Source organism: Microbispora sp. NPDC088329, assembly GCF_040685655.1.
GTDB lineage: Bacteria > Actinomycetota > Actinomycetes > Streptosporangiales > Streptosporangiaceae > Microbispora.
Map to the genome: position 1 here is coordinate 167,140 of NZ_JBFBIP010000006.1, position 19,179 is coordinate 186,318.

The 19,179-nt window shown below is 70.8% G+C and carries 20 protein-coding genes and 1 tRNA gene; 15 read left to right on the forward strand and 6 right to left on the reverse strand.

The annotated features are described in order from the left end of the window. Nucleotides 1-41: 41 nt before the first annotated feature. Genes AB0O28_RS14725 through AB0O28_RS14735 form a run of 3 tightly spaced genes read left to right on the forward strand, consistent with a single transcriptional unit; the run spans nt 42 to nt 2,839 of the window. Entirely contained in the window at nt 42-929 is an 888-nt protein-coding gene (locus AB0O28_RS14725) for a LysR family transcriptional regulator (protein ID WP_363640138.1), read from the forward strand. A 50-nt stretch (nt 930-979) separates the two neighbouring features. After that, nucleotides 980-1,993, forward strand: a complete 1,014-nt coding sequence (locus AB0O28_RS14730) for a chorismate-binding protein (RefSeq protein ID WP_363640140.1) — start codon at nt 980-982, stop codon at nt 1,991-1,993. 15 nt (nt 1,994-2,008) lie between these two features. Continuing rightward, nucleotides 2,009-2,839: an aminotransferase class IV gene (locus AB0O28_RS14735; RefSeq protein WP_363640142.1), complete on the forward strand. Its 831-nt coding sequence runs from the start codon at nt 2,009-2,011 to the stop codon at nt 2,837-2,839. Between the two features lie 3 nt (nt 2,840-2,842). Here AB0O28_RS14735 and AB0O28_RS14740 read toward each other — a convergent pair whose 3' ends face one another. Next, nucleotides 2,843-4,246: a hypothetical protein gene (locus AB0O28_RS14740; protein WP_363640144.1), complete on the reverse strand. Its 1,404-nt coding sequence runs from the start codon at nt 4,244-4,246 to the stop codon at nt 2,843-2,845. Between the two features lie 83 nt (nt 4,247-4,329). On the opposite strand from AB0O28_RS14740, the gene AB0O28_RS14745 reads away from it, so the two are divergent. Continuing rightward, complete coding sequence (locus AB0O28_RS14745) at nt 4,330-4,923, forward strand: DUF305 domain-containing protein (protein ID WP_363640146.1); 594 nt, start codon at nt 4,330-4,332, stop codon at nt 4,921-4,923. A 3-nt stretch (nt 4,924-4,926) separates the two neighbouring features. Here the strand turns inward: AB0O28_RS14745 and AB0O28_RS14750 are convergent, their stop codons facing one another. Next, nucleotides 4,927-5,343, reverse strand: coding sequence for an SsgA family sporulation/cell division regulator (locus tag AB0O28_RS14750; RefSeq protein ID WP_036329836.1), 417 nt, complete (start codon nt 5,341-5,343; stop codon nt 4,927-4,929). Between the two features lie 464 nt (nt 5,344-5,807). Here AB0O28_RS14750 and AB0O28_RS14755 point away from each other — a divergent pair. From AB0O28_RS14755 to AB0O28_RS14770, 4 genes are all read left to right on the forward strand, one after another. Continuing rightward, nucleotides 5,808-5,879 (forward strand) — tRNA-Val (locus AB0O28_RS14755). Nucleotides 5,880-6,280: 401 nt separating this feature from the next. After that, the gene (locus tag AB0O28_RS14760; protein ID WP_363640149.1) at nt 6,281-6,436 is read left to right on the forward strand and encodes an MbtH family NRPS accessory protein; all 156 of its coding nucleotides are present in this window, start codon (nt 6,281-6,283) and stop codon (nt 6,434-6,436) included. Continuing rightward, on the forward strand, nt 6,385-6,630 hold the full coding sequence (locus AB0O28_RS14765; protein ID WP_363640151.1) for a hypothetical protein: 246 nt from the start codon (nt 6,385-6,387) through the stop codon (nt 6,628-6,630). Before AB0O28_RS14760 ends, AB0O28_RS14765 begins: the two co-directional genes overlap by 52 nt. 104 nt (nt 6,631-6,734) lie before the next feature. After that, nucleotides 6,735-7,490 carry an FkbM family methyltransferase gene (locus AB0O28_RS14770; protein WP_363640153.1) on the forward strand — a complete coding sequence of 252 codons (756 nt, stop codon included), beginning with the start codon at nt 6,735-6,737 and terminating at the stop codon, nt 7,488-7,490. 280 nt (nt 7,491-7,770) lie between these two features. On the opposite strand, the gene AB0O28_RS14775 is transcribed toward AB0O28_RS14770, so the two are convergent. Then, the gene (locus tag AB0O28_RS14775) at nt 7,771-8,244 is read right to left on the reverse strand and encodes a hypothetical protein (protein WP_363640155.1); all 474 of its coding nucleotides are present in this window, start codon (nt 8,242-8,244) and stop codon (nt 7,771-7,773) included. 242 nt (nt 8,245-8,486) lie between these two features. Between AB0O28_RS14775 and AB0O28_RS14780 the strand changes: the two genes are divergently transcribed. The 4 genes from AB0O28_RS14780 (at nt 8,487) to AB0O28_RS14795 (ending at nt 13,189) form a co-directional block, all read left to right on the forward strand. Then, nucleotides 8,487-9,161: an FGGY-family carbohydrate kinase gene (locus tag AB0O28_RS14780; RefSeq protein ID WP_363640157.1), complete on the forward strand. Its 675-nt coding sequence runs from the start codon at nt 8,487-8,489 to the stop codon at nt 9,159-9,161. A gap of 37 nt (nt 9,162-9,198) precedes the next feature. Continuing rightward, the gene (locus AB0O28_RS14785; protein ID WP_363640159.1) at nt 9,199-9,423 is read left to right on the forward strand and encodes a LuxR C-terminal-related transcriptional regulator; all 225 of its coding nucleotides are present in this window, start codon (nt 9,199-9,201) and stop codon (nt 9,421-9,423) included. Nucleotides 9,424-9,605: 182 nt separating this feature from the next. Then, nucleotides 9,606-12,077: a SpoIIE family protein phosphatase gene (locus AB0O28_RS14790; RefSeq protein WP_363640161.1), complete on the forward strand. Its 2,472-nt coding sequence runs from the start codon at nt 9,606-9,608 to the stop codon at nt 12,075-12,077. Nucleotides 12,078-12,562: 485 nt separating this feature from the next. Beyond that, the gene (locus AB0O28_RS14795) at nt 12,563-13,189 is read left to right on the forward strand and encodes a GNAT family N-acetyltransferase (protein ID WP_363640163.1); all 627 of its coding nucleotides are present in this window, start codon (nt 12,563-12,565) and stop codon (nt 13,187-13,189) included. A gap of 295 nt (nt 13,190-13,484) precedes the next feature. On the opposite strand, the gene AB0O28_RS14800 is transcribed toward AB0O28_RS14795, so the two are convergent. The 3 genes from AB0O28_RS14800 to AB0O28_RS14810 form a co-directional block, all read right to left on the reverse strand. Further along, nucleotides 13,485-13,982, reverse strand: coding sequence for a TetR-like C-terminal domain-containing protein (locus tag AB0O28_RS14800; RefSeq protein WP_363640459.1), 498 nt, complete (start codon nt 13,980-13,982; stop codon nt 13,485-13,487). A gap of 298 nt (nt 13,983-14,280) precedes the next feature. Further along, nucleotides 14,281-14,424, reverse strand: coding sequence for a hypothetical protein (locus AB0O28_RS14805; protein WP_363640165.1), 144 nt, complete (start codon nt 14,422-14,424; stop codon nt 14,281-14,283). Nucleotides 14,425-14,576: 152 nt separating this feature from the next. Beyond that, a complete protein-coding gene (locus AB0O28_RS14810) occupies nt 14,577-15,218 on the reverse strand; it encodes a hypothetical protein (RefSeq protein WP_363640167.1) in 642 nt (213 codons plus the stop codon). A gap of 367 nt (nt 15,219-15,585) precedes the next feature. Here AB0O28_RS14810 and AB0O28_RS14815 point away from each other — a divergent pair, with 367 nt between their 5' ends. The 3 genes from AB0O28_RS14815 (at nt 15,586) to AB0O28_RS14825 (ending at nt 19,097) form a co-directional block, all read left to right on the forward strand. Further along, nucleotides 15,586-16,221 carry a PRC-barrel domain-containing protein gene (locus AB0O28_RS14815; protein ID WP_363640169.1) on the forward strand — a complete coding sequence of 212 codons (636 nt, stop codon included), beginning with the start codon at nt 15,586-15,588 and terminating at the stop codon, nt 16,219-16,221. Nucleotides 16,222-16,410: 189 nt separating this feature from the next. After that, nucleotides 16,411-16,674 (forward strand): WGxxGxxG family protein, encoded by a 264-nt coding sequence (locus AB0O28_RS14820; protein ID WP_363640171.1) that lies wholly within the window; start codon nt 16,411-16,413, stop codon nt 16,672-16,674. Nucleotides 16,675-16,835: 161 nt separating this feature from the next. After that, nucleotides 16,836-19,097 carry a catalase gene (locus tag AB0O28_RS14825; RefSeq protein WP_363640173.1) on the forward strand — a complete coding sequence of 754 codons (2,262 nt, stop codon included), beginning with the start codon at nt 16,836-16,838 and terminating at the stop codon, nt 19,095-19,097. Nucleotides 19,098-19,179: the final 82 nt, after the last annotated feature.

Sequence of the window (19,179 nt, forward strand, 5' to 3'; positions counted from 1 at the left end):
AGATTGCATGGCACTCATTCCCCTCGCTCATGGATCGGAGCATGTTCGACACCGACGCGCTTGTGCTGCTCGACGTCGTGGCCCGTACGGGGTCGTTCACGGCCGCCGCGGTGCAGCTCAACTACACCCAGTCGGCGGTCTCCCGGCGCATCGCGTCCCTGGAGGCCCAGGCGGGCGGCCCGCTGTTCGCACGGCTGCCCCGGGGCGTACGGCTGACCCCCGCGGGCCGGACGCTGCACCGCTACGCCCGGGAGGTGCTGGAGCGGCTCGGCCGGGCGGGTGAGGAGCTCGCCGCCATCCACCAGGGCTCCGGCGGCCGGCTGCGGGTCGGCGCGTTCGCCACGGCCAACGCCGTGCTGGTCCCCGCCGCCCTGCGCGAGCTGCGGGCCTCCCGCCCGGAGGTGGCGGTCAGCATGGTGGAGGGCCTGAGTACCGCCCTGATGGACGGGCTCGGCCGCGCGGAGATCGACATCGCGGTGGTGAGCGACTACCCCTCCGGGCTGGGGGCGGGTCCCGAGGTCGAGGTCACCCGCCTGATGGAGGACGAGCTGCTCGTCGCCCTCCCCACCGGCCACCCCCTGGCGGCGTGCGAGAAGGTGGACCTGCGCGACCTGCGCGACGAGAGCTGGATCGAGGGCGCTCCTCCCGGCACCGTGACCATGCTCGGCGCCGCCTGCGCCCGGGCCGGTTTCGCGCCCAGGGTCGACCTGCGGATCGGGGAGTGGACCGGCAAGCTCGGCTACGTGGCCGCCGGGCTCGGGGTGACGCTGGTGCCCGCCATGGCCGCGCCCGCCGTACGGAAGGACGTGGCGCTGCGGTCGCTCGGCGAGTTCGCGCCGCGCCGCACCGTGTACGCCGCCCTGCCCCGCACCGCTCCGCTCCCCGCCGCCCGCGCGCTGCTGGGCCTGCTGACCAGCCGGGCCGCCTGATTCACGGCATCGGGAGCCGCGAATCGGCCCAGGGGCGGGAGAATGGACACGTGTACGACGCCTTCGCCCATATCGGGGGATGCCTGGCCACCGGCCTGCGGGAGGTGACCACCGACCTCGCTGCCCTCGACGGATCCGGCTGGTGGGCGGTGGTCGTGTCGTACGAGGGGAAGGTCGTCTGCGCGCGGTTCGACACGGTCCGGCCCGCTCCGCTGCCCCCACCGCGCGGCCCGTGGCGGGGCCCCGCCCGCGACGCCTGGACCACGTCGCTGGACCGGGAGGGGTACGAGCGGGGCGTCCAGCGGATCAGGGACCACATCGGGCGGGGAGAGGTCTACCAGGCCAACCTCTGCCGCGTCCTGTCCGCGCCGCTGCCCTTCCCGGACGTGGACCCCCTCGCCCTCGCCGCACGGCTGGCCGAGGGCAATCCCGCGCCGTACGCGGCCGTGGTCGCCGTGCCCGGGCTGACCGTCGTGTCGGCCTCGCCGGAGCTGTACCTGTCCAGGAGCGGCGAGGCGGTCGAGTCCCGGCCGATCAAGGGCACCGGCGTGACGGCGGACGACCTCCTCGACAAGGACTACGCCGAGAACCTGATGATCGTCGACCTGGTTCGCAACGACCTCGGCCGCGTGGCGCAGGTAGGCTCGGTGACCGTGCCCTCGCTGTTCGCGGTCGAGGAGCACCCCGGGCTCGTGCACCTGGTGTCGACGGTGCGGGCGCGGCTCGCGGGCGGCGTCGGCTGGCCGGAGCTGTTCGCCGCCACCTTCCCGCCCGGCTCGGTGACCGGGGCGCCGAAATCGTCGGCGCTCAGGATCATCAACGAGCTCGAACCAGAGCCCCGGGGGCCGTACTGTGGGGCCGTGGGCTGGGTCGACGCCGACCGGTGCGAGGGGGCGCTGGCGGTCGGCATCCGCACCTTCTGGATCGAGCACGACATGATCCGGTTCGGTACGGGAGCGGGCATCACCTGGGGGTCCGACCCCCGGAGGGAATGGCACGAGACCGAGCTCAAGGCCGCCCGGCTCATCGGGCTCGCGTCCGCGGACGGGCCGCGACATCGGTAACGAACGGAGCAGGAGATGTCTGTACCCATCTGGGTGAACGGGGAGCTGTACGAGCCCGACAAGGCCGTGGTCTCGGTGTACGACCACGGGCTGATGGTCGGCGACGGCGTGTTCGAGACGGTCAAGGCGGTGAACGGGGAGTCGTTCGCGCTGACCCGTCACCTCGACCGGCTGGCGCTGTCGGCCAAGCGGATGGACCTGCCCGAGCCCGATCTCACCGCGATCGCCGACGGCGTCCGCCGCTGCCTGGCGGCCGCGCCGAGATGGCCGCTGGCGCGCATCAGGATCACCTACACCAGCGGCCCGGGACCGCTCGGCTCCGACCGGGGGTCGACCGGCACGAACGCGATCGTCATCGTGGGCGAGCAGGCGCCGTTCCCCGCCACCGCCGACGTCGTCGTGGTGCCCTGGCCCCGCAACGAGCGCGGCGCGCTGGCCGGCGTCAAGAGCACCTCCTACGGCGACAACGCCAAGGCCCTGGCATACGCCAAGGAGCGCGGCGGCGCGGAGGCCATCTTCGAGAACCTGGCCGGGAACCTGTGTGAGGGCACCGGCAGCAACATCTTCATCGTCACGGGCGGGCGTCTGGTCACCCCGACGCTCTCCTCCGGCTGCCTGGCCGGCGTCACCCGCGCGCTCACCCTCGAATGGTGCGGCGGCGAGGAGACCGACGTGCCGATCTCGGCGCTGTACGAGGCCGAGGAGGCGTTCCTCACCTCCACCACGCGCGACATCCAGCCGATCAGGGCCGTCGACGGGAAGGCGCTGCCGCAGGCCCCCGGGCCGGTGACGCTGGAGGCCATGAAGGTCTTCGCCGAGCGTTCGGCGGCCGACGTCGACCCGTGATCCTCAGTAGGACCGCTGGCTCTGCGCGTTGAGCTCCTCCATGCGTACGGTCTTGGCCGGATCGGTGCGGGGGTCGTCCAGCCGCAGCACGTCGAGGCCCTTGGTGATGTCGCTGGAGTAGATGTAGCCGTTGTAGTAGTAGGCCGACCACGAGCCGCCGAGGTCGAGCTCGGGAGCCAGCGGCCCGCGCTCGAAGTAGGCGATCTCCCGCGGATGGGCGGAGTCGGTGAAGTCCCAGACCGAGACTCCGCCCATGTACCACCCCTGCACCATCACGTCGCGGCCCGGTACGGGCATCAGCGAGCCGTTGTGTGCCACGCAGTTCTCCTTGGCGCCCTGCACCCGGGGGATCTTGAAGTAGCCCTGCCGCACGAGTGTGCGCTGCGACGTCAGTGCGTAGATCGCGTCCGCGCCCTTGGTCGCGCCGACCGAGGGCAGGCAGGTGGCGGCCAGGCCGCCGCCCATCTCGTCGCTGAAGACGACCTTGGTGCCGTCGTTGTTGAACGTGGCCGAGTGCCAGATGGAGAAGTTCTCCTCGTCGCGTACGGTCTGCAGCAGCGTGGGCCGCACCGGGTCGGAGATGTCCAGCAGGACGCCGTCGCCGAAGCAGGCGCCCGCGGCCAGGTCCTTCTCCGGGTACACCGTGATGTCGTGGCAGCCGCCCGTGGCGTTCTCGCCCGCCGGTCGGCCCGCGAACAGCTCCGGCTTGGCCACGACCCGCGCCTTCCCCGGGTCGCCGACGGGCACCTCCACGATCGAGATGTTCTGGTGCGGGGGCGGGCAGTTCGGCGCGCCCGGCTCCGGGCCGGAGGCCGAGACGTACAGGTAGAGCGTGCCGGCGTCCTCGCCCGGGACGATCGCGTGGGTGTGGGAGCCGCACTCCGTGCGTACGGACTTCAGGTAGCGCGGGTGGGCCTTGTCCGAGATGTCGAAGACACGGATGCCCTCCCACACGCCGGCGGCGGCCGGGTCTCCGGCGTCGCTCGCGCAGGTGTCGTCCGTACGGGGCTCGTCCACGGACAGGAACAGCAGGTCGCCGGAGACCGAGATGTCGTTCTGCCCGCCCGGGCACTCGACCCGGGCGACGACTTGCGGGTGCTCCGGATCGCCGATGTCGTGCACCGTGAAGCCCTGGTAGTTGCCCACGAACGCGTAGCGGCCCTGGAAGGCCATGTCGGTGCCCCAGTCGTCCGGGCCGTCGAACGGCGCCGCCAGGGGGACGTTGGCGACCACCTTCATGTTGGGGCTGTGCCTGATCTCGTCCTGGACCGGGATGCCGGTCGGGGCGGAGGCCGGGGCGGAGGCCGGGGCGGCGGCCGGGGACGGCGCGGGCTCATCGGAGGCGCACGCCGGGGCCGCCAGGAGGACAACGGCCGCCACCAGCGTGGCCTTCAACCTACTGCTCACATCGCCCCCATGTCCGCGGATCATCGCCCACTATGGAAGTTATGTCGAGGCCGCGGCCGGTGCGGACCGGATTGGTAACGGTTGTGCTGGCAGTTGCGCCTGCGCTGGCCGCCTGCTCACCCGAAGCCGCCGCACCGGCGCACGCCGACGCCCCGGTGATCGTCCCCGGCGCCCCCGGGCAGGCCGGTTCCCCGCCGGGTCGTGCAACGGTGCGGACAGGGCCGGTGGCGGCGGACGTCCAGTTCGCCGAGGCGATGATCCCGCATCATCGGCAGGCGCTGGAGATGGCCGGGCTGGTCGCGGCGCGCACCGGGGATCCGCTGGTGACGGCGCTGGCGGAGCGCGTGCTGGACGGGCAGCGCCCGGAGATCGAGGTCATGGAGTCGTGGCTGCGGAGGCTGGGCCGCACGCCGCCGCCCGCGCACCAGCACGGCGCGAGCGGCTACGGCATGGCGAGCGAGGAGGAGCTCAACCGCCTGCGCACCGCGCGGGGGCCTGCCTTCGACAGGCTGTTCCTCACGCTGATGATCCGGCACCACGAGGGTGCGGTGAGCATGGCGGCGCAGGAACTGCGCCGGGGACGTGACCGGGCCATGCGGACGATGGCCCAGGACGTCGTTTCCGGTCAGCAGATCGAGATCGCGCGGATGAGGGCGATCCAGCGAAGGCCGGGCTAGTTCCTAGGAGCTCCAGAGCATGTTGGTGAGCTCCTCGTCCAGGTCCATGAAGTCGGTCTCACGGCCGGCTGGGACGAGCTCGTAGGTCCGGTGCAGGAACTCGGTGAGCGGGGCCAGGGGCACCTCGAACAGGGCCTGGCCGAAGGGCGAGGTGAGACTGATGTTGAGCGTGCGCTCGCCGTCCGAACGGGCCGGCCACACCTGGACGTCCCCGTCTCCCACACGCCGCACTATGCCCACGGTCAGCAGCTCGCGGGCGAATATCCACTCGACCGGCTCGTCATTCCCCACGTGGAAGGCCATCCGGATGGCGTACGGATCCTCAGCCGTGTAGCTCAGGCCGGCGAGCAGGGGGACGGTCGTACGGTCGGGGACCACAAGCCGAAGGCCTAGCTCGGCAGAGACGGTGGTGCTGTTCATCGTCAGCCAAACCTTTTCGTCGTCGGGTCCCCTGTCAGGGGCTTTCACTGCGTCTTCACTGTGCGGTCGGGCCTCGCCGGGCGCTCGTGCTACGAGACGAACGAAGAGACCCGTAGGAAAGATTCCGCCTCCAGGCCCTTCTGTAACGCACATCACAGCTTGACATTCGGTCATCTACCAGCTCAAACATCACCAACAGGCTTGTCCTTACCTCTGCTTTGCGTGTCGGCGGGGCCGCGCCGGCGATGCCATTGCGGGCGAATGATCTCAGGTCGTGCGTATGGGTCGAGCATGGAGCATCACGATGCTATGACACCACACCCCCACGCCGGGGATCGTCTGGCGAACCTTTCGAAGGTGTTGACGAAGGCGGGACGATCGAGCCGACCGGGCCGTGCTTTCGCCATCACCCCTCGAGTGCGGTATGGTTTTCCCCGTCGGCGCCGCGAGGCGCAGACGATCCCGGGCGATTAGCTCAGCGGGAGAGCGCTTCGTTCACACCGAAGAGGTCACTGGTTCGATCCCAGTATCGCCCACACAGCTCAGAGGCCATCCGCCACCACGCGGGTGGCCTCTTCTGATCTTTAGGGTGGCCCGAGGATGGCCGCGGTGCCGATCAAAGTGAGCGACTTGGGCGGACGCTCCTCCTTGCCCTTGGAGTTGACCGGCGGCCGCACCACGTGATCAAGGCTCATGCGTCCGCGACCGGCGAGACCCGGGTGTGTCTCCGGCCAACCAAATGCCAGGGGCTGTTAGTTGAGATCAGAGGGTGTCGATGGATGCACTCTTGACACCAAATTCAACCGAGTTGACCATCGTTGTGTCAACGCTTCGCGCAGATCCGGGCCGTCGGCTCGGTGGAGTATCGAGCCCGCCAATGCCCCCGGGAAACAGTGCCGGGGCGTCACTCGATCGACTCAAGGAAGTGGGAGCGACCATGATCACCCCGTTTGACGACGAGGATGGCACGTTTCTCGTCCTGATCCATGACGAGAGACAGCAGCCGCTCCGGCCCCAGACGTTCGGTTCCGTACCGGACGGATGGCGTTCCTCCAGCACGCCTTCGGCTCGGCGAACGATCCCAAGGGTGTGATGGTCGCCGACGGCGCCCTGACCGCGAACCTGTGGACGGTCATCACGACCCTCGGCCTCATGCCGCCGATGAACTTGCTGCGCGACCCGCTGCCGGGCCACCGGCACCGCCGCCCCGATTCCGGCTACGAGTCATGCCTGCGCCGCCTCGGCGACCGCGACCCGGCTACGGTCGGGATCCCAGGCGCCACCTGAGCGGCGAGACATTCGCCGCGTCCGCGGAGTACGCCCCCTCCAGCCGGCTCTTCTGAGAGCTCCGGCCGGTGGAATCACCCACCCGATCACTCCGGGAGAGACCAGTGGACATCGTGAGGGCCAACGACCTGCTCGTGCTGGGCGACGAAGAGCTGCAGTTGTACGCCCCGGTCGAGCACGAGGCGAACTTCCAGTACCAGGAAATCTTCAAGCACGAATGTTACGACCAGTTTTCCCTCTCAGAGAGACCCACGATCGTCGACGTCGGCGCGAACATCGGCCTGTTCACGGTCTTCGCCAAGCGGCAGTGGCCGGGCGCCTCGATCCTTGCCTTCGAGCCGGTGCCGCGAACCGCCGACTACCTGTGCCGCAACATCGAGCTGCACGGGCTGACGGGGGTCCGCGTTGTCCGGGAGGCCATCGGTGAGCGTGTCGAGGACACGTCCTTCGTGCACTACCCGAACATGCCAGGGAACTCCACGCGCTATCCGGAGGACAAGGAGTTGCAGGTCAACGTGGTCCGGCAGCGGCATCCCGACTGGGATGTGACCGCGCAGTACGAGCCCGAGTACCTCACCGTGCCTGTCCGCCGCCTTGAGGGCTACCTGTCCGGCCTGGCGCACATCGACCTGATGAAGATCGACGTGGAGGGCGCCGAGCTGGAGGTGCTGCGCGGCATCGCCGACGACCAGTGGGACCGCATCGACAACGTGGTGATGGAGGTCCAGGACCTGCATGGCCGGATGGCCGAAATCAGGGAGCTGCTGGAGGCGCGCGGCTTCCGCTGCGAGATCCAGCCGTCCCCGATGGTCTACCCGGAGATCTTGACCTACCTGCTGCTGGCGCGGCGCGGCGCCTGACCCCGGTGCGTCGCGGCTGCCCCTCCGGCCGGGACCCACCGGGCGGGCGCGGTAATCACGCCAGGCCCAGGCATACCAGCGGTCTTCGCTGGCGCCGTGCCCGGCGCTGTAGTCAGGGCAGACGGTGAGTCGACGCGCGTGCATCCGAGGAAGAAGCCTCTACGGCAGAGTGACCAACTGGGTGACAACGGCCGGGGACGCCCGTAGATCCGTACGGACGTGCGCCGGACTCGCGCACGTCCCGGACCCGGCGGCGGGGACGTCCCGCCGCATCCTCGGTTCAGGACTGGTTGAACAGTGACAGGGTCAGGGTGGAGTGGTATTCGCCGGCGGCGACGTCGACCGGGGTGCGCAGGGCGAGGTCGGCGTTGACCTGCGAGGTGCCGATCTCGTCGGTGGAGTTCGCGATCGACGCGAGCAACTCCTGGACCTCCAGACCCACCGTGGGCGCTCCCGTGCCGTCGGAGATGACGCTGGAGACGGGCTCACCGGCCGAGACGGCCCCGGTGGAGGAGCCGCTCAGCAGCCGCGGTTTCCATCCCAGGTATTCGGGGCCGATGGTCTTGGCGGAGTCATCGGTCGCGGTGAACTGGCTGGACTGGCCGACGACCGCCCAGAACCGGCCCGCGGGGATCTCCTCGGGAAGGCGGGTGTCGGTCACCGTGACCGTCGGCAGGGTGCCGGTGAACTGACGGGCGGCCGCGTCGGAGCCGTTCTCCGTGAGGGACACTCCGTTGTTGTCGGCCACGGTCATCGACAGCTGACCGGGCGTCCCGGTTCAGCGGGGCGGTGGCTCGGCGCGTGCGCCGTGGCCACCGCCGTTCGATCAGCCGCAGTCGATGCCGGTGTAGGTGGCGTCGTAGGACGTGGTGACCTGTCGGCCTCCTAGCGTCGCGGTACCCGTCACGGTCACCGTGCCGGCCGGCCTCTGCGGTCGTGGGCGTGCCCGCCCGTGGCGAGCGGTTCGCCTACATCTCGTGTGGAACCTGGTCCCTGGTGGGTGTCGAGCTCGATCGACCCGTGCTCACCAAAGACAGCCGCAAGGCCAACTTCACCAACGAGGCGGGTGTCGACGGCACGATTCGCTACCTGCGCAATGTCATGGGCCTGTGGCTGCTACAGGAGAGCCTGCGCCAGTGGAAGGCCGACGGTCTCGATGTCGATCTGGAGGATCTCCTGCTCGGGGCGGCTCGGGGGCCGGCGCTCCGGGCGGTGATCGATCCCGACGACCCCGCGTTCCTGCCATCGGGGGACATGCCCGAGAAGATCGCCGTCGCCTGCCGGCGGCTCGGGCAGCGACCGCCGGACGGTCCCGCCGAGACCGTGCGGTGCAACCTCGACAGCCTCGCCATCGCGCACCGCGCCGCCCTGGAGGATGCCCAGCGCCTCTCCGGCCGTCAGGCCGAGGTCGTGCACATTGTCGGTGGGGGCGCGCGCAACGACCTGCTGTGTCAACTCACGGCGGACGCGTGCGGGCTTCCTGTCGAGGCCGGTCCCCAGGAGGCTACCGCGCTGGGAAACGTCCTGGTCCAGGCCCGCTCGCTCGGGGGTGACCGGCCACCGGCTGGAGGACATGCGCGCCCTGGTCGCGCGACGCAGCCCGTCCGCCGCTACGAACCCGGCGCGGACAGCACCGCATGGGCCTCGGCGGCGGCCCGGATAGGCATGTGAAGCGAGGCGGAAGAAACGGCCCTTCCGGGAGGAACAGATGCTCCGCCCTGTGCACAAGGGCGACGAAGCCTGCCCGCTGAACGAGGAGGACATCACCCTGCTCAGCCTCCTCGCGGAGGGCCTTCCGACGGACTCCGTGGCGCGCAGGATGGACATGTCCGAGCGGACGGTACGGCGCAAGAGGCGCGCGATCTGCGACCGGCTCGGCGTGCCCGCCCCCATTCCCGCCGTGCGCTGGGCCGCCCAACGCGGCCTTCTCTGAACAAGCGTGCTCGGGCCGGTCGAAGCCGAGCAGTTCGGGGTGCGGGCGGGGGATGGACCGTGGAGGGGTGCGGGGGGAAGCGGGGGATCGCCTCAAGGGCTGCACTCCGGAGGAGCGTGCCGTCGCACCCCAGTAGCATGGGGAAGAGGTAGCGGTAAGGGGTCAGGGCGGGGTTGGTGCCGATGGGCGCGCCCAAGATCGTCGGAGATGGCCCCGGCAGCGGATCGGGGCGCCGGTTCCCGGGAGCGGACCCGGCCATCGCGGTGGTGGATATCCAGGGCAGCGTCTTCCTGTGGAGCCCGCAGGCGCGGGCCCTCCTCGGCTACCCGGCGCATGAGGTCTGCGGACGGCCGGCGGCGGACCTGCTGGCCGGCCAAGAGGACCGGCAGGCGGCGGTGGCCGCCCTTGAGCGGCACCCGGCTGAGGAGAGCTGGGACGGCGTGCTGGGCATGCGGCGCCGCGACGGGCACGTGGTGCGGGTGGCGCTGCAGGTGCGCCCGGTGATGTGCTCGAAGGGCGGGCGGGCCTGGATGGTCATCGCCGCCGACGCGCATCAGGCTCGCAGGGAGGCGATGGACCGGGCGATCCTGGAGGCGCTGTTCACCCAATCCCCGATCAGCGTGGTCGTCATGGATCCCGAGTTGCGCTACCTGTGTGTGAACGCCGAGGCGGAGCGCGATATCGCCGTGCCGGCCGAGCAGCTCCTCGGCCGGCACATCAGCGATGTCGTGCCAGACGTAGACGTCGTGGGGCTCGAGGCGGTCCTGCGCCGGGTGCGGGACACCGGCGAGCCGGTGCTCGGCTTTCATGTGCACGGCCGCACTCCGCGCGACCCGGACCACGAGCGCGTGTGGTCCGACTCTTGCTTCCGGCTGACCGACGCGGCCGGCCGCATCCTGGGGATGTGCCAGGCGTCCGTCGACGTCACCGACGGCTACCGGGCTCAGCAGCGGCTGGCTCTGCTGAACGAGGCCGGCACCCGCATCGGCACGACGCTGGACGTGTCGCATACCGCCCAGGAGTTGGCCGACGCGGCCGTTCCCGCGCTCGCCGACATCGTCAGCGTCGACCTGCTGGAGACGACCCTTCAGGGCGAAGAACCGCCCCCCGGCCCGGCAGGCGGGCAGGCCCTGGCCCGCCGGGCGGGAATCCGCACGCTGCAGGAGCACGCCCCGGAGGCCTTGTACCGGGTGGGCGAGACGGTGGCCTACTCTCCGGACACCCCCGAGGCCCGGTGCCTGGCCATTGGGCAGCCGGTCCTGGTGCCGGCCCTGAACACCGGCGAGTGGTTCGCCCCCGACGCGCGAAGGGCCGGGAAGATCCGTGAGTTCGGGATGCACTCGCTCATGATGGTGCCGCTGCGGGCCCGCGGGATCACCCTGGGCCTGGCCGGCTTCGTCCGCTACAGGAATCCCGAGCCCTTCGACGAGGGGGACCTCGCCCTGGCCGAGGAGCTCGCCTCCCGCGCCGCGGTGTGCGTCGACAACGCGCGCCGCTACACCCGCGAGCACACCACCGCCCTGGCCCTGCAGCGGAGCCTGCTACCACGCGAGCTGCCCCGGTATCCCGCCGTCGAGAGCGCCAGCCTCTACCTGCCCACCGCCGCCCACGCTCACGCCGGCGGAGACTGGTTCGACGTGCTGCCCATATCCGGCGCCCGCGTCGCCCTGGTCGTCGGTGGGGTCACCGGCCACGGCCTGCACGCCGCCGCCACCATGGGCCGGCTGCGCGCCGCCGTCCACACACTGGCCGAGCTCGACCTCGCCCCCGAGGAGGTCCTCACTCAGCTCGACGCCCTCGTCATCCGCTTCGCCCAAGAGGACTCCGACATCAAGGGGGCCACCTGCCTGTACTCCGTCTACGATCCCATCGCCCGCACCTGCACCCTGGCCCGGGCCGGGCACCCGCCCCCCGTCGTGGTTCACCCCGATGGCGCGGCGGAGTTCCTCGACCTGCCGCCGGGCCCGCCCCTGGGCCTGGGCGGGCTGCCCTTCGAAACCACCGAGCTCCAGCTCGCCGAGGGCACCCTGCTGGTGCTCCACACCGGCGGCCTCATCGAGGCTCAGGGGCGAGACGCCAAGGCCGGACTCGACCGGCTGGCCCGCGCCCTGTCCGTTCCCGGCCGGTCGCTGGACCAGCTCTGCGAGGCCGTGGTGGCCGCCTTGCTGCCCGAGCGCCGCGCCGAGGACGTCGCCCTGCTGCTGGCCCGCACCCGCGTCCTGGGCGCGGACCGGGTCGCCTCCTGGCTGCTGCCGGCCGACCCCGCCCTAGTCGCCGATGCTCGCGCCCTGGCCATCGGGCAGCTGGCCGACTGGGACCTGGAGCCGCTCGCCTTCACCACCGGGCTTATCGTCAGCGAGTTGGTCACCAACGCCATCCGCCACGCACACGGCCCCATCGAGCTGCGCCTGATCCACACCGACGTCCTCATCTGCGAGGTGTCCGACGGCAGCCTCAGCTCTCCGCACCTGCGCCGGGCCCGCCTCACCGACGAAGGCGGCCGCGGCCTGTTCCTGGTCGCCCAGCTCACCTCCCGCTGGGGCACCCGCTACCACGCCGACGGCAAGACCATCTGGGCCGAGCAGCCCCTCCTCCCCGGCCGGGAACCGACCATCCTTGATGCGGCGATCTGGGACACCGTGCTGGAGACCTAACGTGAGGCGGCATCGGGTCGTCTGTGTGTCACTGGAGTGCTGGTCGTAGCACGAACCGGAGGAACGGAGACGGCCTGTTCGGTCAGTTCATATCAAGCCGGGCACAGTGAAGCGGTCCGCATCCCTTCTCCCACCCGGGGATCGGTGTTCCGGAGACGGTTCCCGGCGATGGCATGGAGTGGTACCCGTGCCCGTCGGGGTGACGGGAGCGCTCGGCGGGAGACAGGATGCATGCGATCGGGGCGAGGCGGTTCGACGGCCTGATTGAAGCCTTTGACACACGGTGGCGCGCTGGCTAACGTGCCGTCCATGATCCCACTCGCCGGCACCGCCTGACCTCTGCAGAAACCGGCCCGGCGCTGCGCGCGCTGGCCGAGTGGACGCCAGCCGATGCCCCGGGCGGCGGCCTGCATCCCGGAGACGTGGGGTGGCATCTGCGGTTCGACGACGCGGCCGTTCTCCTTTGGACTGATGATGTGGCACCGGTGGCGGTCGGATTCCTCGACGGCCCCGTGCTGCGCGTGACCGCCGCGCCCGGCGCCGATCTCGGAGCGCTCGCGGCCGATGCCGGGGAACTGCTTACGCCCGGCACCGACAGGTCCGACGGTCTGCCTGTGCCCGGGTGGGAACTCGATCAGGAGGAGCCCTGGCTCGTCATGTCGTGGACCCCGCGCCCCGTGTCGAGCCGCGCCGAGCCGGTCGGTGAGGCCGGTGCGGCCGACCGGGTGCTGCTGCAGCGGTCCGCCTTCGTGGGATCCACGTTCACCGTCGAACGCTGGCGTGCGATGAAGCGGTCGCCGGCGGGCGGGCTGGCCGTGGAGGCGCTCGTACGCACGCCCGCGGGGGAGCCCGCGGCCGCCGCGACCGGATGGTTCGCGGGTGTGGGCAGGTGCGGGCTGCTCGAGCCGGTCGGCACCCATCCGGACCATCGCGGGCACGGCTATGGGCGCGATGCAGTGCTGGGCGCGTGCGCGGCTCTCGCCCATCGGGGTGCGGGCGCGGTCTCCGTCGTGACACCGTCCACGAACGACGCCGCGGTGGCGCTCTATCGATCGGCCGGGTTCACCGTCGTGCGCGAGAATCGCGATTGGGTTCGCGCTCGACGAGCTTGAACAGCGCACCCACCTCACCCGTGCCCCCAAGCACTGACGCGCGCGTAGCGGGTTGAGGTCCTTTCCTGCCTCCGGCGAGGATCTGCGATGACATCAGTTGATCGATGTGGCGGAACATACGGGGTGCCCCAGGCCGCGGCGGTGGCCTGGTGGAATGACAGGCGACCCGGTGCATCACGCCGAGGACGACCCGGAGATCTTGCGTGTGCTGCCGGAGAGCTGGCACGAGCAGTTCCTCAGCGAGTACCACAGCGCGTCGGACGCGGCCCACGAGGTATGGCGGTTCCAGCAAGCGCTACTTGAGGCAGTCGCTGATGAACGCGAGGGTGAGTTCTTCCAGCCTGCGGCGGTCGGAGCAGGGGACGTCGCGTAGTGGGCCTTTCTCTGTGAGGACGGCCATTCCGTGGACGGCGGACCAGATGGGGTATTCGATGCCGTCGCGGCGTCTCGGGTCGAGCACGCCGGCGTCGACCAGTTCGTCCAGTGCGGTGCGCAGTTGGCCGAGAGGGCTGCCGTCGGGCTCGCTGGTGTCGTTGCCGGTGGCGCTGTAGGCGTGTTGCCGCGGCAGGGCGAACGCGGTCGCGAACAGGCCTGGGTCATCGTGGGCGAATCGGAGGTAGGCCGCTCCGATCGCGCCGAGACGGTTGCGAGCCGCGGTGGGGTCGCCGTGCTCGCCGGGCACGCGGGCGACGTCGGCGGCTATGCGGTCGCCCAACTCGCTCATGGCCGCGGCGCAGACCGCGGCGAGGAGTTCGTCGCGATCTGCGAAGTGGCGGTAAGCGGTGTTGGGCACGACGCCGACTATCCGGGTCGCTTCGCGAAGCACCACGGCGTCGGGGCCACCGGTGCGGGCCAGTTCGAGCCCCGCGGCGATCAGACCGTCGCGGACGGCGCCCCGGGGTCGCCGTCGCCCTGCCGGGGGTTTTCGAACACCTTCTCGGCCAGGAAGGCGAGGTAGGCGATGTCGTCGATCACGGCCCCGGTGACGCGTCCGCCCGCGTTGCGGTGCGCAGGGAAGGTAGCCGCGGGCGAACCGCTCGTTACGATCAGGCAGCGAAGCCATCCTGGTCATGGTGATGTCCCGTTCGGGTTCAGGTGGTCATCTCATCGTCATATCGGTACGCCTCGATGGTGAGGCGTGTGAACAGCCCGGCCTGGATGCGGGGGGTCGCCTGACATGCCCGGCCGGCGTCGATGGCCACGGTCGCGAGAACGGCGCCGGCGTTGAGCGGCATCCCAAGGCTGTCAACGTCTCCCGAGGGGACCGTCGCCTCCGGACGACGGGGATCGGGAGCGGGAGGGCCGCCAAGGCCCGAGCGTGCCCCGACCCGCGTGGGCCGCGTATCGCCGCTTTCCTTCCGGGCTCTGAATCGTGGAAGACGACCGTTCACAGCCGGGCCTGCGCCTCCCGGATGTGGCGCAGTATGCCGTCAGCGCCCGCGGCCTCGGCGATCGAGCCGGCCTCGTCGAGAAGCCGCAGCGCCTCGTCGCGGCGGCCTTCTCCGGCGGTGACATAGGCCAGTCCGACCAGATTGGCGGCGACGCCGGGAAGGAACCCGGCCGCACGACGGAGCCGGGTCGACTCCTCCAGCCGTTCCCGCGCCGAGTCCAGGCGGCCCGCCCTGTGATCGGCGATGCCCAGGTGCCGGAGGGCGTAGGACGCGGTCAGGGCGTCGCCGGCGTGCACCGCTCGCCGGTGGGACTGTTCGAGCACGGGAACCGCGGCAGCGTCGTCATCGCGTACGACCTGGTGGAAACACCCGATCCAGAACAGCGCCTCCGCCTCGCCGCGTACGTCCGCGAGATCGCGGTAGAGCTCGGCCGCGCGCTCGAACAGGCGCAACTCGTGAGGGTCCTCCTGCCTGCTGTCCAGGAACCGCGCGTGCACGATGCGGCCCCGGGCGAGGGCGAGGTCCGCCTCCACCGCGTCCAGCTCCCGCTCGGCCGCCGTCACAGCGCCCGTATCACCCCCGAAGACTGCTCGTTCGTATAACAGCCCGGCCCGTTCGATGCGGTCGTCCGCGCTCATCGTGCTCCTCCACCGCTTTCCGCCGGCTCGGCGAATCCTGAAGATCCAGCGAACCCTAGAAGATCGGACCGGCGCTCGCCCGCGAATACTCTCTTTGGGCGATACATGTGCCGCTTGTGTGACGGAGTGCGACATCGAGTCCGGCTCGGACGGCGGGATCGGTAGCAGGCGAGGCTCTCGCCGGTCCCATGACCGCGAGTTCGTTCGCGAGCTCATCCGGCGGGCCGGGCGCGGGCGGCGCGGCTGACCGGCGGGCTGCCAAAGGTTGCCTTTTTCAATCCCTCTTATCGGTATTTATCGACACCGCGACCGCATTGATCGGATATGCGCGGTGAGGATCGGGATGCAGGGAGAAGGAGGGAAGCGCATGATCACGCAGGAGCAGATTCCCGCGGTCTTGGACCATGACCTCTTTGACGGCAACGGGAACAAGATCGGCGAGGTCAAGCACGTCTTCCTCGACGAGGTCACCGGCCGCCCCGAGTGGCTGTGCATCAACACCGGCCTGTTCGGCATCAAGGAATCCTTCGTCCCGATGCGGGACGCGGAACTGGTCGCCGATCACGTCGAGGTGCCGTACGACAAGGACCGCGTCAAGGACGCTCCGAACATCGACGTGGACGCCGGCGGATACCTGTCGGCCGAGGAGGAGCGCACCCTGTACCGCTACTACGGGATCAGCTGGGAGACCTCCTGGCAGGAGGCCAACCGGCCGGGCGAAGGCGGCTGGGCCCACGAGGGCGGCCTGCGCGAGCGCGAGCGCCTCGGGTACGGCGAAACCGGCACTACCGGGGCCACGGGCACCACCGGCACTACCGGGGCCACGGGCACCACCGGCACTACCGGGGCCACGGGCACCACCGGCACCCCCGGCGGCACGGGGGCCACCGGCGCCGGCACGGGCGGTCTCGAGGACGCGATGACGCGCTCGGAGGAGTCTCCGGACGTCGGCGCCGAGACCCACGAGCGGCCCCGGTTGCGCAGGTACGTCACCGGCGAGTAGCAGACCGGTGTTCCCATCGACCGCGAACAGGTACGGGTGAAGCGCCGCCGGTCTTTCGAAGCCGGCCGGCACGCGGCGCTCTATTCCCGGGCACGGCGGCGAACGTCGTGGGGGATACGCCCGGGGGCTTCGTCCGGAGAGACAGAAGGCGGTCCCATCGAACGCGAGACCGCCGGATCGGGGGATTCAATGCGCAAGTTGCTCACGAGCCTGGGGCTGGCCTTCCTGCTCACACTCGCCCCGGCCGCGGCCGCCACGGCGGACGCGCCCGCCGTCCCGGCCACGCACAGCCAGCCCAGTCCGTCACCGCAGCCCAATGAGAACAAGGGCGGCGGCGGCGGAGGCCTGTGGGGGCTGTTGGGCCTGCTCGGTCTGCTCGGCCTCGCCGGTGTGCGTAAGCAGAAGCACCGCGTCGGCACGGCCGAGCACATGTCCAACCGCCCGTACGGCTGACGCCTGGTACGGCTGACGCCTGGTGCGGCGGATTGTCCCCGCGACGGCCGGTCCGTCGCGGGGACGTCGCCGTCCCGGGGCGCCGCGGCACGTTTGGCTCTCCTACCTGCGGGTAATCCGGCGCGGACCTGCCCGTACCGCTCCAGGAAGGACCTCGCCGAATGGACGCCAGCAAGCCCGCCAAGGTGGTCAAGGACGTCGTGGAGAACGCCGCGGAGAAGGTGGCCGACTTCCTGACGCCGGACGTTCCCGGCTCGCCGGGCAGTGCCCCGGCGACTCTCGAGGAGCCGACGACGCCGCACGACCCCCTGCCGCCGAAAAAGGAGCAGGGCGCTCCCGCGACCGTCACACCCACCGGCGCGGAGACCGGCGCGCCCGCCACCGCGAAGGGGCAACAGGGCGCCTATCTCACGACCGCGCAGGGGGCGCGGCTGCGCGACACCGACCATTCCCTCAAGGCGGGGGAACGCGGCCCGACCCTGCTGCAGGACCACCACCTGCGTGAGAAGATCACGCATTTCGACCACGAGCGCATTCCCGAGCGCGTCGTCCACGCCCGCGGCGCCGGAGCCCACGGCGTGTTCGAGGCGTACGGCACCGCCTCGGCGGTGACCAAGGCCGGCTTCCTCAAGAAGGGGAGGAAGACCGACGTCTTCGTGCGGTTCTCCACCGTCCTCGGTTCGCGCGGATCGGCCGACACGGTGCGCGACACCCGCGGCTTCGCGACGAAGTTCTACACCGACGAGGGCACCTTCGACCTCGTCGCCAACAACATCCCGGTCTTCTTCATCCAGGACGGCATCAAGTTCCCCGACGTCATCCACGCGGGCAAGCCGCACCCGGACCGGGAGATCCCGCAGGCGCAGAGCGCGCACGACACGTTCTGGGACTTCGTCTCGCTGCACACCGAGGCGCAGCACCACACCATGTGGAACATGTCCGACCGCGGCATCCCGCGTTCCTTCCGGATGATGGAGGGCTTCGGCGTCCACACCTTCCGGCTCGTGAACGAGGCCGGGGAGACGGTGCTGGTCAAGTTCCACTGGAAGCCCAAACTCGGCGTGCACTCGCTGACCTGGGAGGAGGCGCAGCTGCTCGGCGGCGTGGACCCGGACTTCCACCGCCGCGACCTGTACGACGCGATCGAGGCCGGCGCCCACCCCGAGTGGGAGCTCGGCATCCAGGTGTTCCCGGACACTCCCGACCAGGCCTTCGAGGGCATCGACCTGCTCGACCCGACCAAGATCGTGCCCGAGGAGCTCGCGCCGGTGCAGCCCATCGGGAAGATGACGCTCGACCGGACGCCCACGAACTTCTTCGCCGAGGTCGAGCAGGTCGCCTTCCACGTCGGCCACCTGCCGCCGGGCATCGACGTCACCAACGACCCGCTGCTGCAGACGCGGCTGTTCTCCTATCTCGACACGCAGATCACCCGGCTGGGCGGCCCGAACTTCGCCCAGATCCCGATCAACCGGCCGCACTGCCCGGTCAACGACATGCTCCGGGACGGTTTTCACCAGCACGCCGTCCACGCCGGGGTCGCGCCGTATCGGCCGAACTCCCTCGACGGCGGCAACCCGTTCGTCGCCGGTGATGGCGACAACGCGTTCGTCGACGCACCGGTCGAGGTCGCCCGGGCGAGGAAGGTCCGCGCCAACCCCGTGTCCTTCGGCGACCACTACAGCCAGGCCCGCCTGTTCTGGCTGAGCATGTCGCCGGTGGAGAAGGAGCACATCATCCGCGCCTACACGTTCGAGCTGGGCAAGTGCTACGAGCAGGCGATCAAGGAGCGCCAGCTCCAGTGCCTGGCGAACATCGACCCGGTGCTCTGCCGGGAGGTCGCCACCGGGCTGGGCCTTCCCGCGCCGGAGCCGGCGCTGCCGCTCGCCGACCAGGCGCCCAGCCCCGCGCTCTCGCAGGTGGGCAAGGAGTGGCCGGTCGACGGCCGCGTGGTCGGCGTCGTCGTCGACGACGCCGCCGATCTCGACGGCGTACGCGAACTGCGCACGGCCGTGTTCGCCGCCGGCATGGTGCCGCTGCTGATCGCCCCGCACGGCGGCATGCTGGGGGACACGCCCGTGCAGCGGACCTTCGCCACCGCCCGGTCGGTCGAGTTCGACGCCCTGCTGGTGGCGGCCGCGCCGGCGCCGGCCCCGGACGCTCTGCCCGCGCGCGACGCCAAGGCGGGCGCAGGCGACTCCGCCGCGGTGGACCCGCGTGTGACGCTCCTGATCGACGAATGCTGGCGGCACGCCAAGGCGATCGGCGCCTGGGGCGCGGGCGCGAAGCTGCTCGCGCAGGCCGGGGTGTCCGCCACACCGGGCGTGGTCACGGGTGACTCCGCCACGGAGGTGTTCGGCGAGGTGCAGCGGCTGATGGCCGCCCACCGGGTGTGGGAGCGGTTCCCCGCCTCGGTCGCCTGAGGATCCGCACCCGACCGCAGGGACCGGCAGCGCTCCCGGGCCGCCCTCTCGGCCTCCTCCCTCGAACACCGGGGGAGGAGGC

Excerpts from the sequence above, each read along its gene's own strand:
- AB0O28_RS14725 (WP_363640138.1), top strand. The coding sequence starts at position 42 with ATGTTCGACACCGACGCGCTTGTGCTGCTCGACGTCGTGGCCCGTACG.
- AB0O28_RS14735 (WP_363640142.1), top strand. The coding sequence starts at position 2,009 with ATGTCTGTACCCATCTGGGTGAACGGGGAGCTGTACGAGCCCGACAAG.
- AB0O28_RS14750 (WP_036329836.1), bottom strand. The coding sequence starts at position 5,343 with ATGAACAGCACCACCGTCTCTGCCGAGCTAGGCCTTCGGCTTGTGGTC.
- AB0O28_RS14760 (WP_363640149.1), top strand. The coding sequence starts at position 6,281 with ATGATCACCCCGTTTGACGACGAGGATGGCACGTTTCTCGTCCTGATC.
- AB0O28_RS14765 (WP_363640151.1), top strand. The coding sequence starts at position 6,385 with ATGGCGTTCCTCCAGCACGCCTTCGGCTCGGCGAACGATCCCAAGGGT.
- AB0O28_RS14775 (WP_363640155.1), bottom strand. The coding sequence starts at position 8,244 with ATGACCGTGGCCGACAACAACGGAGTGTCCCTCACGGAGAACGGCTCC.
- AB0O28_RS14785 (WP_363640159.1), top strand. The coding sequence starts at position 9,199 with ATGCTCCGCCCTGTGCACAAGGGCGACGAAGCCTGCCCGCTGAACGAG.
- AB0O28_RS14790 (WP_363640161.1), top strand. The coding sequence starts at position 9,606 with ATGGGCGCGCCCAAGATCGTCGGAGATGGCCCCGGCAGCGGATCGGGG.
- AB0O28_RS14805 (WP_363640165.1), bottom strand. The coding sequence starts at position 14,424 with ATGCCGCTCAACGCCGGCGCCGTTCTCGCGACCGTGGCCATCGACGCC.
- AB0O28_RS14810 (WP_363640167.1), bottom strand. The coding sequence starts at position 15,218 with ATGAGCGCGGACGACCGCATCGAACGGGCCGGGCTGTTATACGAACGA.
- AB0O28_RS14815 (WP_363640169.1), top strand. The coding sequence starts at position 15,586 with ATGATCACGCAGGAGCAGATTCCCGCGGTCTTGGACCATGACCTCTTT.
- AB0O28_RS14820 (WP_363640171.1), top strand. The coding sequence starts at position 16,411 with ATGCGCAAGTTGCTCACGAGCCTGGGGCTGGCCTTCCTGCTCACACTC.
- AB0O28_RS14825 (WP_363640173.1), top strand. The coding sequence starts at position 16,836 with ATGGACGCCAGCAAGCCCGCCAAGGTGGTCAAGGACGTCGTGGAGAAC.